Origin of the sequence: uncultured Algoriphagus sp. (assembly GCF_963974365.1) — a bacterium.
Classification (GTDB): Bacteria; Bacteroidota; Bacteroidia; order Cytophagales; family Cyclobacteriaceae; genus Algoriphagus.
This window is the reverse complement of the sequence record NZ_CAXBBX010000011.1, coordinates 94,905-110,715: the sequence shown is the minus strand read 5'-3', so window position 1 is coordinate 110,715 and position 15,811 is coordinate 94,905. Positions and strand designations below refer to the sequence as shown.

Annotated in this window: 13 protein-coding genes and 1 tRNA gene; 8 read left to right on the top strand and 6 right to left on the bottom strand. The window is 41.3% G+C overall.

Features of this window, described 5'->3' with window-relative positions:
• Window positions 1-140: 140 nt before the first annotated feature.
• The gene (locus AACZ87_RS15670; protein ID WP_339868582.1) at window positions 141-1,442 is read left to right on the top strand and encodes an amidohydrolase; all 1,302 of its coding nucleotides are present in this window, start codon (window positions 141-143) and stop codon (window positions 1,440-1,442) included.
• Window positions 1,443-1,526: 84 nt separating this feature from the next.
• Here the strand turns inward: AACZ87_RS15670 and AACZ87_RS15665 are convergent, their stop codons facing one another.
• A complete protein-coding gene (locus AACZ87_RS15665) occupies window positions 1,527-2,690 on the bottom strand; it encodes an alpha/beta fold hydrolase (RefSeq protein ID WP_339868581.1) in 1,164 nt (387 codons plus the stop codon).
• 82 nt (window positions 2,691-2,772) lie between these two features.
• Window positions 2,773-4,146, bottom strand: a complete 1,374-nt coding sequence (locus tag AACZ87_RS15660; protein ID WP_339868580.1) for a DEAD/DEAH box helicase — start codon at window positions 4,144-4,146, stop codon at window positions 2,773-2,775.
• A 47-nt stretch (window positions 4,147-4,193) separates the two neighbouring features.
• On the opposite strand from AACZ87_RS15660, the gene AACZ87_RS15655 reads away from it, so the two are divergent.
• The 7 genes from AACZ87_RS15655 to AACZ87_RS15625 all read left to right on the top strand — a co-directional run bounded on the left by AACZ87_RS15655 (window position 4,194) and on the right by AACZ87_RS15625 (window position 11,925).
• The gene (locus tag AACZ87_RS15655) at window positions 4,194-5,537 is read left to right on the top strand and encodes a dihydroorotase (protein ID WP_339868578.1); all 1,344 of its coding nucleotides are present in this window, start codon (window positions 4,194-4,196) and stop codon (window positions 5,535-5,537) included.
• A 77-nt stretch (window positions 5,538-5,614) separates the two neighbouring features.
• Window positions 5,615-5,690 (top strand) — tRNA-His (locus tag AACZ87_RS15650).
• A gap of 93 nt (window positions 5,691-5,783) precedes the next feature.
• Entirely contained in the window at window positions 5,784-5,924 is a 141-nt protein-coding gene (locus AACZ87_RS15645; RefSeq protein ID WP_170124565.1) for a hypothetical protein, read from the top strand.
• Between the two features lie 109 nt (window positions 5,925-6,033).
• Window positions 6,034-7,950: an amylo-alpha-1,6-glucosidase gene (locus AACZ87_RS15640; RefSeq protein ID WP_339868576.1), complete on the top strand. Its 1,917-nt coding sequence runs from the start codon at window positions 6,034-6,036 to the stop codon at window positions 7,948-7,950.
• Window positions 7,951-7,960: 10 nt separating this feature from the next.
• On the top strand, window positions 7,961-9,247 hold the full coding sequence (locus AACZ87_RS15635; protein WP_339868575.1) for a glycosyltransferase family 4 protein: 1,287 nt from the start codon (window positions 7,961-7,963) through the stop codon (window positions 9,245-9,247).
• Window positions 9,244-10,455, top strand: coding sequence for a glycoside hydrolase family 57 protein (locus AACZ87_RS15630; RefSeq protein WP_339868574.1), 1,212 nt, complete (start codon window positions 9,244-9,246; stop codon window positions 10,453-10,455). The genes AACZ87_RS15635 and AACZ87_RS15630 overlap by 4 nt, the downstream gene beginning before the upstream one ends.
• Before the next feature lie 384 nt (window positions 10,456-10,839).
• Entirely contained in the window at window positions 10,840-11,925 is a 1,086-nt protein-coding gene (locus AACZ87_RS15625; RefSeq protein WP_339868573.1) for a hypothetical protein, read from the top strand.
• A 71-nt stretch (window positions 11,926-11,996) separates the two neighbouring features.
• Here AACZ87_RS15625 and panB read toward each other — a convergent pair whose 3' ends face one another.
• The 4 genes from panB to AACZ87_RS15605 all read right to left on the bottom strand — a co-directional run bounded on the left by panB (window position 11,997) and on the right by AACZ87_RS15605 (window position 15,540).
• Window positions 11,997-12,818 (bottom strand): 3-methyl-2-oxobutanoate hydroxymethyltransferase, encoded by an 822-nt coding sequence (gene panB, locus AACZ87_RS15620; RefSeq protein ID WP_339868571.1) that lies wholly within the window; start codon window positions 12,816-12,818, stop codon window positions 11,997-11,999.
• Between the two features lie 4 nt (window positions 12,819-12,822).
• On the bottom strand, window positions 12,823-13,314 hold the full coding sequence (locus AACZ87_RS15615) for a phosphoribosyltransferase family protein (RefSeq protein WP_339868570.1): 492 nt from the start codon (window positions 13,312-13,314) through the stop codon (window positions 12,823-12,825).
• Between the two features lie 61 nt (window positions 13,315-13,375).
• Window positions 13,376-14,299: a ribosome small subunit-dependent GTPase A gene (gene rsgA / locus AACZ87_RS15610; protein ID WP_339868568.1), complete on the bottom strand. Its 924-nt coding sequence runs from the start codon at window positions 14,297-14,299 to the stop codon at window positions 13,376-13,378.
• On the bottom strand, window positions 14,296-15,540 hold the full coding sequence (locus AACZ87_RS15605; RefSeq protein ID WP_339868567.1) for a glycosyltransferase N-terminal domain-containing protein: 1,245 nt from the start codon (window positions 15,538-15,540) through the stop codon (window positions 14,296-14,298). Before AACZ87_RS15605 ends, rsgA begins: the two co-directional genes overlap by 4 nt.
• Between the last annotated feature and the right edge of the window lie 271 nt (window positions 15,541-15,811).

Here is a 15,811-nt window from a genome sequence, read left to right as displayed (position 1 = left end):
ATTATATGATTGTTCTATACAAAGTCATTTGAATTGAAATAGTTCTTTTATCCCAAGTGTTTCCCTCCTAATCTTTTTAAAAAGCTTGAGCATCAACACATTTTTATAAATTTGAATAAAAGCAACACAAACCACCAACCATGAAAAAACTTTTACGCCCCCTACTTCTTGTTCCAATTTTGATGGGAACAGGAACCCTTTTCGCACAAACTGAACTTCGACCAGCAATCGACAGTAAGGCAAATTCCATCGAATCCAAAGTAGTTGAGTGGCGCCGTGATATCCACATGCATCCTGAATTGGGAAATCAGGAGTTCCGAACTGCTAAGAAAGTAGCAGACCATCTTCGCTCCTTAGGAATCGAAGTCACCGAAAACGTGGCAGTAACCGGAGTAGTTGGCATATTGAAAGGCGGAAAGCCCGGACCTACAGTCGCTCTTCGGGCAGATATGGATGGGCTGCCAGTCACTGAGCGAAATGATTTACCATTCAAATCTGTGAATACAGCTACTTACAATGGCCAGGAAACTGGCGTGATGCATGCTTGCGGTCACGATTCACATGTAGCTATTCTTATGGGAGTCGCAGAAGTACTGGCAAGTATGAAAGATGATTTGGAAGGAAATGTCAAATTCCTATTCCAGCCAGCAGAAGAAGGTGTATATGATGTCGAAATTGCCGGTGCAGAACTGATGGTTAAAGAAGGTGTGATGGATGATGTGGATGCAGTTTTCGGGTTGCACATCAATTCGCAGACAGAAGTTGGGAAGATAGGATATAGATCTGGACCAATCATGGCAGCTGTAGACAATCTAGAAATCACAGTCAAAGGTGTACAAGCACATGGAGCTTATCCTTGGTCTAGTGTGGACCCAATCGTCACTAGTTCACAGATCATTATGGGATTGCAGACTATTCTTTCCAGAAGTGTAAATGTCACCCGGAATCCGGCGGTAGTAACTATTGGTGCTATTCATGGAGGAATACGCCATAACATTATTCCTGAGGAAGTGGAGTTGATTGGTACCGTAAGAACCTTTGGAGATGAGCAGCAAAAGCTAGTACATAAGCGCATCAATGAGATTGTAATAAATATTGCTGAAAGTGCAGGCGCTACGGTCGACCTGAAGCTTGAGAAACTTTACCCATCTACCGTAAACGACGCTGATTTGACAAAGGAAATGCTTCCATCATTGGAAGCGGCTGCAGGAGCAGAAAATTTAATCTACCTCAACCCAGTAACCGGAGCAGAGGATTTTAGCTTTTTCCAGAGGGAAAAGCCGGGTGTTTTTATCTTTCTAGGAGGCATGAAAAAAGGTGGTGACCCATTGACTACACCTTCGCATCATACGCCTGGATTCTATATCGACGAAGGTGGATTTGTGCTAGGAATGCGAACCTTGAGTTATTTCGTTGTGGATTATATGGAAAAGAATAAGTAGAGAGTAGCTAGAAATAAGTATCTAGAAAATAGATAAAACCCGATTCGTCATGAATCGGTTTTTTTTATTCTACTCAACTTTGAATCAAAAAAGAGGAGGAACTTTAAAGTCACCCTCATTATATTTTTCGAAGATGAAGTTCTCATCAGACAATTTTTTATAGGCAGAAATCTTCCCAGCCGTGTTATTAGTAATGAAGGCATTTAACAACTCCTTGAAAGCAGGAAAACTCAGCGCTTGCTGCAGGGCATGACCGCCTTTGATCAGCAGTAACGTGCAATTGGAATAGTACTCGGCGAGCACATCATATGACTTGGAGAAGATCAATTGATCAAAGGCGCCTCCGATCAAAGTCATTTTACCCTCAAATTCCAGCAGCCCATCGTAGTTGGTGCCATAGAAATCAAAGTTGTCACTTTGATAAGCACTCCAAAGTGGACCGCTCATTTTTTTCAAAACTTCTAAACTTGGGTTGATTTTCTGTTCAGAATCCTGAAATCCTGAGAGAGCGATTGCATGTTCAAACACCCTCACCATTAATGGGATGTTGCGGGCTATATCCTGATTTGTGTCTAGCCCCGTCAATACATGCTGAAAAGTCAAAATATCGATCAGGTTCTCTTTCGATAAGGACTTCCCGACCTGATTCTCTCTATCGAAATTTGCATAATAACTGAAATCAACCTTCTGCTCACCACTGAGTTTCAAATCCGAGAACGATAACCCAGAGGAAGGAAAACTCAAGTTCTTTTGAATATCAAAAACCAAAGGATTGACGCTGATCATTCTTTTTACATGCTGAGGATATATGGATAAATAATGCTGCAAAACCATCGCAGCCGAGGAATACCCAAGCAAAATCACCTGCTCGTCCCCGATTAGTTCCTGCCGGATCACTTCTATATCGCGGGCTACTTGATCTTGATTGTAAAGCTTGTACGCCAATTGATAATCTGGACTTCCGGAAAGCACCACTCCCCTCTTTAACTCTTCATTATCCTTTCTACCTTTGATCAAAACAAAATTGCTGGACTCAGAGAAATCCAGCAATTCATAGAAAGGCAAATAAAGTTCATCAAAAGCATCCTCTAAGAGAAACACGGTTTCCTTTTCCTCATCAAATTCATTTAAGAACTCAACTTGAATTTCGATTTTTCTTGAATCAGGTAATAGATGGTTATATGGAACCAAAAAAGATTGTGCCTGAATGGAAGCACTGACAAAAACAAAAAATAAAACTAATCTCACATCTCAAATTTTATCATTGCAAATAAAACTTCAAACAGATGGAGATTAGTTTTAGAGAAAATTAACCTTTCCTATTCATAGACTATTTCCCTTTATTTTTCTGATGCTTGGTCTTCAGCTGATTTCTGTTGGTCTTAGCTTTTGAGTTCTTATTGCCACGCTTTTTCTCTTTCTCCTGTGCCTCAAGATGCGGGTTTGGTTTTTTATGCTCCTTTTTCTCGTGAAAAGCTCCTTTGTAATCAGGATTATCACGCTGGAGTAAGCGATCAAGCTCCCGAGCATAGGCTTGCTTCTCCTCATAGGGAGTTGCTGATACATCTACTTCAGAAGGGATTTCTGCTTCCTCCACCTTCATGCGTATGATTTCTTCGATTTTATCGAAGTGATATTCCTCTGCAGGGTTCACAAAGCTGATTGCCTTTCCTTCATTCGTCGCTCGGCCTGTTCTTCCGATTCTATGCACATAATCCTCATAAATCAATGGCACATCAAAGTTGACCACATGAGAAACCATTGTTACATCAAGCCCTCTCGAAGCAACATCTGTCGCCACCAAAATCCGAACGTCCCCGCCTTTAAAATCCTCAATTGAGTTAATTCTTGTATTCTGTCCTTTATTGGCATGAATCACGCGAACTTCTCCATAACTTCTATGACTCAGAAAGGCGAAAACCTCTTCTGCATTTCTTCTGGATCTGGTGAAAATGATGGCTCTGTTGATCTCTTCATTTTTAAAGAGATGAGCAAGAAGGCTAAGTTTCGTTTTAATATTTGGAACCAAGTATTTGACTTGACCAATTGTTTCTGCTGTCGTAGCCTGAGGGGTAACTTCTACTCTTTCCGGAAATTCTAAAAACTCTGCTGCAAAGCGATCGATTCGTTCTCCAAAAGTCGCGGAGAAAAGTAAGTTCTGTCTCTTTCTAGGAATAACCTCCAAAATCGAACGGATCTGAGGCATAAAGCCCATATCCATCATTTTGTCAGCCTCATCCAGCACCATGGTTTTTATTTCCTTGGTCAGGATTTTTCCTTTTCTATAAATATCCAGAAATCTCCCCGGGGTAGAAACGATGATATCCACGCCTTTTTCTAGGATTTCTATCTGAGTTTTTGGTCCCAAACCGCCATAAAGCGCAACCATTCTCAGGTCCGTATTCGCTGACATTTGAACCACCACTTCTTCGATCTGCATCACCAACTCACGCGTGGGAGCCAAAATAACTGCTCTGGCATGATCGCCTTGAGCGTATTTCACTTTCATGAGAACCGGCAACACATAGGCAGCAGTCTTCCCTGTCCCTGTCTGAGCGATACCTAACACATCGTGACCAGCAAGAGCAAGCGGAATAGCCTTTTCCTGAATAGGTGTAGGATGAACATAGCCAGCGTCCGCCACGGCATTTAATAGCTGTCGATTTAGCTTAAATGCTTCAAATGTTGAGGCCTCATTGCTCATGATTCGTTAATTTTGGTTGAACTAGTAAAATCCTAAAAGGAGTAAAGATGAAAAGTATTCTGATCACCGGTGCAAATATAGTCAATGAAGGCCGGATAAGTCTTGGCGATGTGTTAGTAGAAAATGGAAGAATCTCAAAACTAGGCGAAGACCTGAGCGCTGAACAAGCAGATATTCGTATCGATGCAACGGGGAAACACCTTTTTCCTGGTTTAATTGACGATCAGGTGCACTTCCGTGAGCCAGGACTTACTCACAAAGCTGAAATCTATACCGAAGCAAAAGCTGGAGTCGCAGGTGGCACCACTTCTTACATGGAAATGCCCAATACCATCCCGCAAGCCACAACAGTGGAATTGCTTGAGCAGAAATACACGAGAGCATCAGAAGTTTCACTAGCGAACTATTCATTTTTCATGGGAGCGACTAACAGCAACTTGGATGAAATCATGAAAGTGAATTTCAAAGAAGTCTGTGGGCTGAAAATCTTCCAAGGCTCCTCCACAGGAAACATGGTCGTGGATAATATTGAGTCTCTCGAGGGTATTTTCAAAGAATGTAAAGCGATCATCGCGATTCACTCTGAGAATGACAGCATCATCAAAGCGAACTTCGATGAGTATCATACTAAATATGGTGATGATATCCCTGTAAAATACCACCCAAAAATCCGATCTGAAGAAGCTTGCTACGATGCATCTAGCCGTGCAGTAGCCATGGCAGAAAAGCACGGCACACGACTTCATATTTTACATATCAGCACAGCAAAGGAATTGGAATTGTTCACTAATACAATTCCTTTGGAACAGAAAAAAGTAACCGCTGAAGCCTGTATCCACCACATGTGGTTTGCTGAGGAAGATTATGAAACAAAAGGCACCTTGATCAAATGGAATCCAGCAGTGAAGACAGCAACAGACAGAGATGCAATCTTCAATGCGATGCTTGATGGAACCATTGATGTGGTTGCCACTGATCATGCACCGCATACCTTAGAGGAAAAAGCTCAGAATTACACCAAGGCTCCTTCAGGCGGGCCATTAAATCAGCACAGTTTAGTTGCTATGCTTGACTTCTATCACCAGGGCAAAATCAGTTTGGAGAAAATCGCTTTAAAAATGTCACATAACGTCGCCACCTTATTTCGAATGAAAGAAAGAGGGTTTATTAGAGAAGGATACTTTGCGGATTTAGTGCTTGTTGACTTGAATGATCCTTGGGAAGTAGCTAAAGAAAACATATTATCCAAGTGTGGCTGGTCACCTTTCGAAGGGCACACATTTCAGTCAAAAGTGACACACACATTCGTTTCTGGACATTTAGCGTACGAAAACGGAACATTCCATGAGGAGAAAAAAGGTGATCGCCTGAAATTTTCAGGAAAATTTTAACCTGACTCTTGCAAAGAGTTGAGTGAATTATTACTTTTGCAGACCATTTGGAAGAAACCAGTCCAAAAGGAATAAATGGTGATTGTAGCTCAGCTGGTTAGAGCGCTGGTTTGTGGATCCAGAGGTCGCCGGTTCGAACCCGGTCTTTCACCCTAAAAGCCCCTCATTTTGAGGGGCTTTGTTATTTATAGAGCCTCTATTGGCACAGCATTTGATTAAACCCCGCCAGAACTAAACCAACTTCAGATGTTCACTTTGTTCAAAACTTCGCCAAAATTCCCTCAGGTAAAACCGATCAATATCAGAATGGCAAAAAGTTACCTGATGAAATTTGAAGAATCGCTTAGAAATTTCGAAGAAATCCAAAAAGAAGCGATTCATTCCTGATTATCTCAACAAAAACAAAAGGTTATGGAAACATAACCTTTATTTTTTTCCATTTCATTTTTCTTGTCGGTGCAAAACTCTATTTTTAACAACATAGAATTATTCCCGCATGAGTTATATCCATTTCGATAAAACACAATTAGTCAATCTGAATTATTCTCTTGAAAGAGAGATCATCAGATCCAATCGTTCCGGTGCATACACCAGTACTTCTATCATTTGCTGCAACACCCGAAAGTATCACGGACTTCTCGTAGTGCCTCAGCCGCAAATTGATACCCAAAGCCATGTCATGCTATCTACTGTGCATGAAACTGTCATCCAACATGGCGCTAGTTTCAATCTTGGTATTAGTAAATTCCCAGGAAACTATTCTCCTCGAGGCCATAAGTATCTAGAAGATTTTGATTCTGAGCCTATTCCGAAACTGACTTATCGTGTTGGAGGTGTTCTTTTAGAAAAAGAATTGATCCTGGACACCAATCGGGATCGATTGATGATCCGGTACACGTTGCTTGATGCGCATTCTCCTACCAAAATCAGAATTCAACCATTTTTGGCTTTCCGCGCGTACCACGACCTTTGCAAGGCAAATACTCATATCAATAAGAAATATAAAAAAGCTCCAAACGGTGCAGTTTTTCATCTATACGATCAGTACGATCCACTTTACTTGCAAGTATCCAAGAAAATGGAATTTGTACCTGCTCCAGATTGGTATTATAATATAGAGTATATCTTGGAGCGAGAGCGAGGATATGATTATCAGGAAGATTTGTATGTACCTGGATATTTCGAATTTGATATTGAAAAGGGGGAGTCTGTCATATTCTCTGCAGGATTGACAGAGGCGGATCCAAAAACACGTCAAAATGCCTTCGAAAAAGAAATTGCAAGAAGAGTACCTAGAAGTAATTTTATAAACTGTCTCAAAAATTCAGCTGGTCAGTTTCTAAGACAGCGAAATGGAGATACGCGGGTTATTGCCGGCTACCCATGGTTTGGTTGGTGGGGTAGAGATACATTTGTCGCGGCCCCTGGACTTACACTTACCATAGGAGATTCAAAAACTTTTCTGGATATCATGGACACCATGTCCCGAGATTTGAAAGGACCGCTTTTTCCAAATGTCGGTAGTGGAGTGACCACAAATATGAACTCGATAGATGCTCCTCTATGGTACTTCTGGGCACTGCAGCAATATGTAATTTATACAGGTGACAGCAAAACAGTCAAAGATCGCTACCTCGGAAAAATGAAGGGGATCATAGATGGCTACATTAATGGAACAGATTTCAACATCCATGTACTGGAAAATGGGCTGGTGTTTGGAGGAGAGGAGGGAAAAGCGCTGACTTGGATGGATGCTGTCACTCCAGACGGCCCGGTCACCCAGCGAGATGGATGTCCAGTGGAAATTCAGGCACTTTGGTACAATGCTCTTTGCTTTTACAACGAGTTGACTGGGGATGAAAATGCTGCAACCTATGCAGCCAAAATCAAATCCGTTTTTGAAACAGAGTTTTGGTCTGACGAACATGGGTATCTGGCAGATTGTATCAACGGTGAGGAAAAAGACTGGTCAATCAGACCAAATATGGTTTTTGCCACCTCCTTGCCTTATGTGATGCTCAGTGATGACAAGTGCGATGCGGTGCTTGAAACTGCCAAATCGAAACTTCTCACAACTAGAGGGATGCGATCTCTTTCTCCTGACGACCCTGCCTACAAAGGTTACTATTTCGGTGATCAAATCAGTAGAGATGAAGCTTATCACAATGGGACAGTTTGGGTTTGGCCTCTTGGACATTTTGTGGAGGGATATATTAAACTTCATGGGAAATCAGGAGCCAATTTTATCCAAAAAATCGTAAAAGGTTTTGACGGCGTAATGACGCAATATGGAGTAGGAGCGGTAGCAGAAATATACGACGGAGACCCGCCACATCGCCCAAAAGGTGCGATATCGCAGGCTTGGAGCGTGTCAGAATTGCTTAGAATGTTGGATTTGGTCAAGAAGATATAAAAGACTTTTTATGAAGGTGCTAATGTTTGGGTGGGAATTCCCACCACATATTTCTGGAGGTCTTGGAACGGCGTGCTATGGATTGGTCAAGGGATTGGCTCATCATAATCAAGACATCATATTTGTAGTACCTAAACTTTGGGGAGACGAGGAGCCATTGGCAGATTTTGTCAATGCGAGTGATGTCACGATAGACTACCGTGAAAAACGGTTTAAAAAATTCTGGAAAAACCTCACGTATTTAGAAGTGAGCAGTTTTCTGGTACCATACCTTGGACCGGACGAATTTAAGAAATACACAGACTATACGATTCACGACAGGACTGATGTGGATGAAAGTGTTTTTTCAAACAAATTTGAATTCAGCGGAAAATACGGTAAAGACCTGATGATGGAAGTATCTCGCTACGCATTGGTAGCAGCACATATTTCCAAAAACAAAGAACACGATATCATCCACGCACACGATTGGCTTTCATTCCCAGCTGGAATTGCGGCAAAAGAGATCAGTGGCAAACCGATGGTTGCGCACGTTCATGCTACAGAATTTGATCGCTCTGGAGAATCAGTGAACCAAGTGGTTTACGACATCGAGAGGGCCGGCATGGAAGCCGCTGACCACGTGGTCGCAGTGAGCCAGTTGACCAAAAATATAATTATTAAAAAATATGGAATCCCAGCTGAAAAAGTAACAGTACTTCATAATGCTGTGCTTGACGCTAGTATCATCAAGTCAAGCTATCAAAAGAAGGTGCCTGAAAAGATTGTTACTTTCCTAGGCAGAATCACCTTCCAAAAAGGTCCTGAATATTTTGTAGAGGCGGCAAAAAAGGTAATCGAAAGAGATCCAAACGTACGTTTTGTGATGGCAGGCAACGGAGATTTATTAAACCGGATGATTGATCGCGTAGCTGAGCTACGCATGGGGACAAAATTCCATTTTACCGGATTTTTGAAAGGTGATGATGTAGATCACATGTATGCCATATCGGATGTATATGTGATGCCTTCTGTGTCTGAACCTTTTGGCATTTCTCCTTTAGAAGCTGTGCGTCACAACACGCCAGTGATTATCTCCAAGCAATCGGGTGTCGCCGAAGTTCTAAATAATGCCATCAAAATTGATTTTTGGGATATTGATTCTATGGCCGATGCAATTTTTGCATTGCTTCATTATGATGGTATTTCCAAAATGTTCAAAGAGCTGGGAACTGAAGAATTGAAAAAATTGAAATGGGAACATGTGGCCGAAAAACTTGTCACAGTTTACAATAAAACATTACCACAGAAACCATGAGAACCATCTGCTTTTATTTCCAGGTCCATCAGCCATATCGTCTGAAGCCTTATCGTTTTTTTGACATCGGAGAAGATCATCATTACTGGGACGATTTCCTCAATCGCAGTGTCATGAGAAAAGTAGCGCAAAAATGCTATTTGCCTATGAATGCTTTGCTGTTGGAAATGATAAACAAGTACAATGGAGCCTTCAAAGTAAGTTTCTCTATGTCGGGTGTTTTTCTAGATCAGCTAGAAGCCTATGCGCCAGATGTGCTTGAAAGCTTCAAAAAACTAGTTGAGACAGGTCACTGTGAATTGCTAAATGAAACTTACGGACATACCTTGGCCGCATTGAAAAGTAAGGATGAGTTTCAAAGTATGGTGAAAAAGCACCAGGAAAAAATCAAGAAACTCTTCAATGGCTATCAGCCGAAAGTATTTAGAAACACCGAGCTGATCTACTCGGATCAGATCGGCGCTATGGTATCAGAGATGGGTTATGATGCCATTTTAACTGAAGGTGCTAAACACATTCTAGGATGGAAAAGCCCTAATTATGTCTATGTAAATAGCATAAATCCAAAGCTCAAAGTGCTCTTGAAAAACTTCCAGCTTTCCGATGACATCGCATTTAGATTTGGGAACAAAGGCTGGAGCGATTACCCGCTGACTACAGATAAGTTTGTCAACTGGCTGAATGCTGTGCCGGAGGAAGAAGAGACGATTAACCTATTTATGGATTATGAGACTTTCGGAGAGCATCAATGGGCAGAAACTGGCATTTTCGAGTTTATGAAAGCATTACCAGATGCGGTATTCTCCAGTACGAATTTCACATTTTCTACACCTTCCGAAGTAGCAGCCAAGATTCCGCCAGTAGGAAAAATACATGTTCCAATTCCGATCTCATGGGCAGATGAAGAGCGTGATTTGACCGCCTGGCTTGGAAATGACCTACAGGATGAAGCGTTTGACAGATTATACGAAATGGAAAAATTAGTGAAGAGCATTGACGATGAAGACATTCAGCGTGACTGGTCTTATTTGCAGACCAGTGATCACTTCTATTATATGTGTACCAAATTTTTCTCTGACGGAGATATCCACTCCTACTTCAGTCCGTATGATTCGCCTTATGATGCTTTCATCAATTACATGAATGTATTAAGTGATTTCATGATACGTGTACGTGAAAAAATAAGTATTAAGGAGATCAGCGCTTGAGATTTATAGATATAGAATAATTGAAAGGCCGGTAATAACCGGTCTTTTTTTATGCCCAATTCCCAGTGATCAGATGACTAATTTCGAAGGGATTAGTCCCATTTAATAGGTCATCATGGATAGCCCTCCTCTTATACTTTCTTTGATTTTGAGAAAAAACAGAGGTCATACAGAGATTTTTTTTGTACGTCAAACGCCCTATTTCACTATCGAAACTAGGTTAGCATATTCTTTAATTAAAATCATAATAGGTTGATTTATAGATTTTTACAATCTAAATCATTAAGCCCTCCATTTCTATATGCCTAAACCGCTGTTGCAAAATCCCCTACCTGCCTTCTAAATTAGAGCAAGCAAAATGAACAACTTCTAATTTATACACTTATGAAAATCACACTACTCACACTGGTTCTGCTATGGCTAGGAATATTTCAACCAGCTGATCCTTATATCTCATCAAAGGATTATGATGTAAATTCATTTCACCGAGGAAAGCAATCTTCAAAATCACCAAAGCGTGTTTACATCCAGAAGTTTAGAGCATTATTCGAAGTGTATGAAGAGGCTACTGCCAGTACCTCAGGATCTAAAAACGAACGTGCAAATCGAACGACCACTGTGTCTGGAACCAGCACCAGGATGGGCGTTCAACTGAGCGGGGTAGATGTTCCTGATTTTCAAAAGATAGTGGATGAAGCTTATGCGGATTTTGTGGCACAACTGGAAGCTGATGGTTTTGAAATCATTACAGCTGAGGAAGCTGGAAAAACTGATTACTATTCAGGTTACACAAAAATGGAAGGTGGTGCTTCCTCTACAGATCAGGCAACAGGATATGTAATGGTAACTCCTACTGGGTTTGATTACTGGGTAAAAGACGTCTCTAGCAGTGGCCGTGAGAAAGGAACATTCACAGATACTAGTTCCAAATTATCTAAAGATCTGGACGACGCCTATGTTGCGGAAGCCACTTTCATATTCCCATTTGTGAATTTGGATGCAAGCTCCACTAGCTTTGCTAACTATGCTTCTTCTAAAGTAAAGGCTGACATTAATTTGAGAATGGCCGCAAGTGTAGGATCTATGGACAATGAGCAAATGAGTTTAGGTAAGTTTGCAAAAGGGTTTACCACCTCACCAACTCAGTCTCTATTAGCATCCAAAGTACGATTTGTAGCAGGTCATATGGCGAGCTCACCACTTTTTGACTCTTCCACTTCCCTGAAAAGAGATGTATACTTTGGAGAAATCTTTGCCGAAGACAAATTGGTAGAAGTTACATCCGCTGAAGTAGCTACCTTTTCCAAAACAGCTTATCCACAATTGGTCATGGTATCTGGAGGGGAAATGACTCTTGCTTCGCATTATGTAGCATGTGATCATGCTAAATACATCGAGTCTGCAAAGGGTTCTATGATGGAAATGATAGGAAGTGGGATTTACAATTTCAAGGAGCTTGTAAAAGATTAAACAAACCACTACACATAAAAAAAGGGCTTATCATTTAAAGATGATATGCCCTTTTTTATGAATTAGCATTTCTAATAGCTCTCCTTCTCATTCGGAAAGTCTTGGCTCTTTACGTCTTTGATGTATTGGCCGAAGGCCTCCATCATGATGCCCTCGAGGTCTGCATATTGCCGCAAAAATCTTGGTTTGAACTCCTGAGTGATCCCGAGCATATCGTGTACAACCAGAACTTGCCCATCTACTCCTCCTCCAGCACCTATCCCGATAATTGGAATAGAAACTGACTCGGCCACTTTCTTAGCTAGATCCGCAGGGATTTTTTCGACTACAATAGCAAAGCATCCTAGCTCTTCCAATAGCTTGGCATCCTCCAAAAGCTTGGTCGCTTCTGCATCTTCTTTCGCTCTTACGGTGTAGGTTCCAAACTTATAAATCGACTGGGGTGTCAGGCCCAAATGCCCCATAACTGGAACGCCTGCGCTGAGTATTCTAGCTACAGATTCTTTGATCTCTGATCCCCCTTCTACCTTCACAGCATGAGCACCTGATTCCTTCATGATGCGAATCGTAGATCGCAATGCTTCAGAGCTATTTCCCTGATAGCTCCCAAATGGAATGTCTACCACCACGAAAGACCTGCTGACAGCTCGCACCACCGAAGATGCATGATAGATCATCTGGTCCAAGGTGATAGGCAAAGTAGTCTCATGACCTGCCATCACATTAGAGGCCGAGTCACCGACAAGGATAATATCGATCCCAGCAGCATCCACAATTTTTGCCATAGAATAATCGTAGGCTGTTAGCATGGAGATCTTCTCACCACGATCTTTCATTTCCTGAAGGATGTGCGTAGTGATACGTTTTACGTTTGCAGACGAGTGTACTGACATAATATTAATGTAGATAGACGAAGTAATTTTCTCCTGAGAAATCTACTTTGATATGTTCGTTGAGTGTAGTGGAAAGCTCGAAACCTGTGTAATCAGGACGAATCGGAAAAAGTCCATGACTTCGGTTGACAAGTACCGCGATTTCCATTCTGTAGAGTTCTTCATCCAAAAAAGGCTTCATTGCATAGACTAATGTTTTTCCTGTATTGAGGACATCATCTACTAGAATCAATGTTTTCCCCTGCAAATCTATCTCATTGGAGAGCTGCACTTCCTCCGAAGCTATATGTGCCTTGTCCAAAATGATTTCTGTCTGCTCAATAACAAGCGGGGAAATCGCTTTAAGTTCTGTAGCTAGAAGATCAGAAAGAAACCTTCCCATTCCAGAAATCCCAGCAAACACGACGGCTTTTGAGTTGAGATTTCTCTCATAAATCTCATACGCCATTCGGGTGATTTTCTTCTTTATCTGTTGGTGATTGAGTACTTCGCTCATGGTATTTTATAAAAATGAAAATTAGGCCAATTCTACTTGGATTCAAAATCAAGCAGGCAGCTTATCTATAGTCATCCTCCTCATTCAGGATATTCAAATAGCTTTCGTATCGGTAAGGATGAATATGACCCGCTTCCACTTTCTCAAGCACTACACAACCCGGCTCATTCACATGTTGGCAGTTATTGTACTTGCATTGCCCAAGATATTTTCTCATTTCTGGGAAATAATGCGAAAGCTCATTATCCTCGATATCAAGAATCCCAAACTCCTTAATACCAGGAGTATCGATCAGATCACCACCATTTTCTAACCCAAAAAGCTCCGCAAAAGTCGTCGTATGCACACCTTTGGAAGTGAATCCAGAAACCTCCTTAGTATGCTGGGTAGCTTCCGGAACCAATGCATTGAGCAAAGTGGATTTCCCTACACCTGAATGCCCTGAAATCAAAGTTGATTTTCCTGAGAGTACTGAATCAAACTTTTCTTTGAGATTTTCTTCTTTCAAAGCCGAAACCTCTAGAACTTGATAGCCCAATGGCTCATAGATCTCGTGAATATCCAAGAGCCAGTCATCTGCTTTTTCACCCGACATTTGATCCATTTTATTCACCACCAAAATGGCGGGGATACGAAAGCTCTCCGTGCTCACCAAAAATCTATCAATAAAACCCAGAGATGTTCTTGGGCTTTTCATGGTGATGACCAAAATTGCCTGGTCGAGATTGCTCGCTATGATATGAGAAAAATGTTGCTTCCGAGTAGACTTTCGAATGACGTAGTTTTCGCGAGGCAAAATATAAGAAATCACTGCGGTCTCCTGATTCTCCTCCTTTTCCAGTTCCACCCAATCTCCCACCGCGATGGGGTTGGTAAGTTTTAGATCATCTTGCTTAAACTTCCCTTTCAGTCGGGAAGAAACCACCTCTCCATCTGTCTGCACCAGATACCAGCTGCCTGTGGATTTAATCACTCTCCCTTTCATGCTCTTGAAACTATTTTTTCCACTTTAGATATAATTTTCTCTGCTGCTCCAATATTCTTTTGCACCCAATTTTTGGCAGATTCAGCACTTTGCTGATAAAAGTCCGGTCGTTCCAATTTCTCAAAAACCAGCTTTAAACTTTCCGTATCACTCACTTCAAACCCGCATCCGTTTCGCTGACTTTCAGCTGCCTCCGGAAACTTCGCAGTTTTCTCTAATTTGCCAAAAATGACTGGAATTCCGAATCCCATCGGCTCCAATATATTATGCAATCCTTTACCAAATGCACCGCCAACATAGGCAACTTTGGCAAATTGATACAAGGAACTTAGCATTCCTATGTTATCTATAAAAATCACATCAGGAGAAATGTCTGAATCCCATTGAGAATACCTAGATGAAGAGGGTGACAGTTGCTTAGACCAGCGATTCATTGGATCAGGACTTAAATCATGCGGTGCTATGATCCATCTATATCCCGGTTTTGCATTGATTAATGGGATCAACAAATCCATATCTTCCTGCCAAACTGAACCAGCGACCACTGTTGGCTTCTCACCAACCCATTTTGCCAGTTCAGGAAACTCCTTGAAATTCTTTGCCGTCTCTGCCACTCGATCAAATCGCGTGTCTCCAGCAATACTCGCCTGCTGAAAATCAATTGATTTTAGTAGGTCAAGTGTACTCTCATTTTGGGTGAAAATAAAATCGAATTGAAATAAGATAGCTCTAAAAAACCCATCTTTTTTGAAATAGATCTGATCAGACCGAAAAGCTGCAGAAAACAAAAAGAGAGGTATTTTTCTAGATTTGACAGCCATTATATGGTGATGCCACAGGTCATATTTGACAAAAAAAACAATGTCCGGACTCAGTAAATCCACAAATTTTTCAGCTTGTTTTTTACTGTCTATAGGAAGGTATGTGATAAAATCAACATTGGCCTGAGGCTTTTTAATCACATGGTCATAGCCTGAGGGACTGAAAAAACTAACAGCAATAAGTTGATCGGGCCTTACATTTTTCAATTCAGCAATCACTGGCCTTGCTTGTTCATATTCACCCAGTGAAGCCACATGAAACCACGCCAAAGTTCCGGAATTCTTTGATTTGAACTCTTCGATTTTCTGAAACAGATCTTTTCTTCCTGATGAAAAGTGGCCAACCTTGGGAATAAATGGTCCGACTAACAGTAAAAGTAATCTGGCAAAAAATATCCCGATTCTATAAATCCATCTCATGTGTTTTTAATTGATTTTTATAGGTCACATGGAATCTCGCATTGGCTAATAATCATCCCTCTGTGTTTCGCCTTCAACATGCTCGATTTCATGTGTTTTATTTTTTTTTTAAAAGGCCAGTATTTGTCCCGTTACCTCGCGATAGCCTGTTCCGTCAGCCGTGGCGAATCGGAAGAATCTTCGCATGTACTATTATCATCTGCCTTTATAATGTCCGATCCAAGTTCGATTTCATAGGTCAAAAGTAGCTATTTGACGGGAATTAGTTTTA

Coding starts and splice junctions, on each gene's coding strand:
- AACZ87_RS15670 (WP_339868582.1), top strand. CDS start 141: ATGAAAAAACTTTTACGCCCCCTACTTCTTGTTCCAATTTTGATGGGA.
- AACZ87_RS15660 (WP_339868580.1), bottom strand. CDS start 4,146: ATGAGCAATGAGGCCTCAACATTTGAAGCATTTAAGCTAAATCGACAG.
- AACZ87_RS15655 (WP_339868578.1), top strand. CDS start 4,194: ATGAAAAGTATTCTGATCACCGGTGCAAATATAGTCAATGAAGGCCGG.
- AACZ87_RS15645 (WP_170124565.1), top strand. CDS start 5,784: ATGTTCACTTTGTTCAAAACTTCGCCAAAATTCCCTCAGGTAAAACCG.
- AACZ87_RS15640 (WP_339868576.1), top strand. CDS start 6,034: ATGAGTTATATCCATTTCGATAAAACACAATTAGTCAATCTGAATTAT.
- AACZ87_RS15635 (WP_339868575.1), top strand. CDS start 7,961: ATGAAGGTGCTAATGTTTGGGTGGGAATTCCCACCACATATTTCTGGA.
- AACZ87_RS15630 (WP_339868574.1), top strand. CDS start 9,244: ATGAGAACCATCTGCTTTTATTTCCAGGTCCATCAGCCATATCGTCTG.
- AACZ87_RS15625 (WP_339868573.1), top strand. CDS start 10,840: ATGAAAATCACACTACTCACACTGGTTCTGCTATGGCTAGGAATATTT.
- panB (WP_339868571.1), bottom strand. CDS start 12,818: ATGTCAGTACACTCGTCTGCAAACGTAAAACGTATCACTACGCACATC.
- AACZ87_RS15615 (WP_339868570.1), bottom strand. CDS start 13,314: ATGAGCGAAGTACTCAATCACCAACAGATAAAGAAGAAAATCACCCGA.
- rsgA (WP_339868568.1), bottom strand. CDS start 14,299: ATGAAAGGGAGAGTGATTAAATCCACAGGCAGCTGGTATCTGGTGCAG.
- AACZ87_RS15605 (WP_339868567.1), bottom strand. CDS start 15,540: ATGAGATGGATTTATAGAATCGGGATATTTTTTGCCAGATTACTTTTA.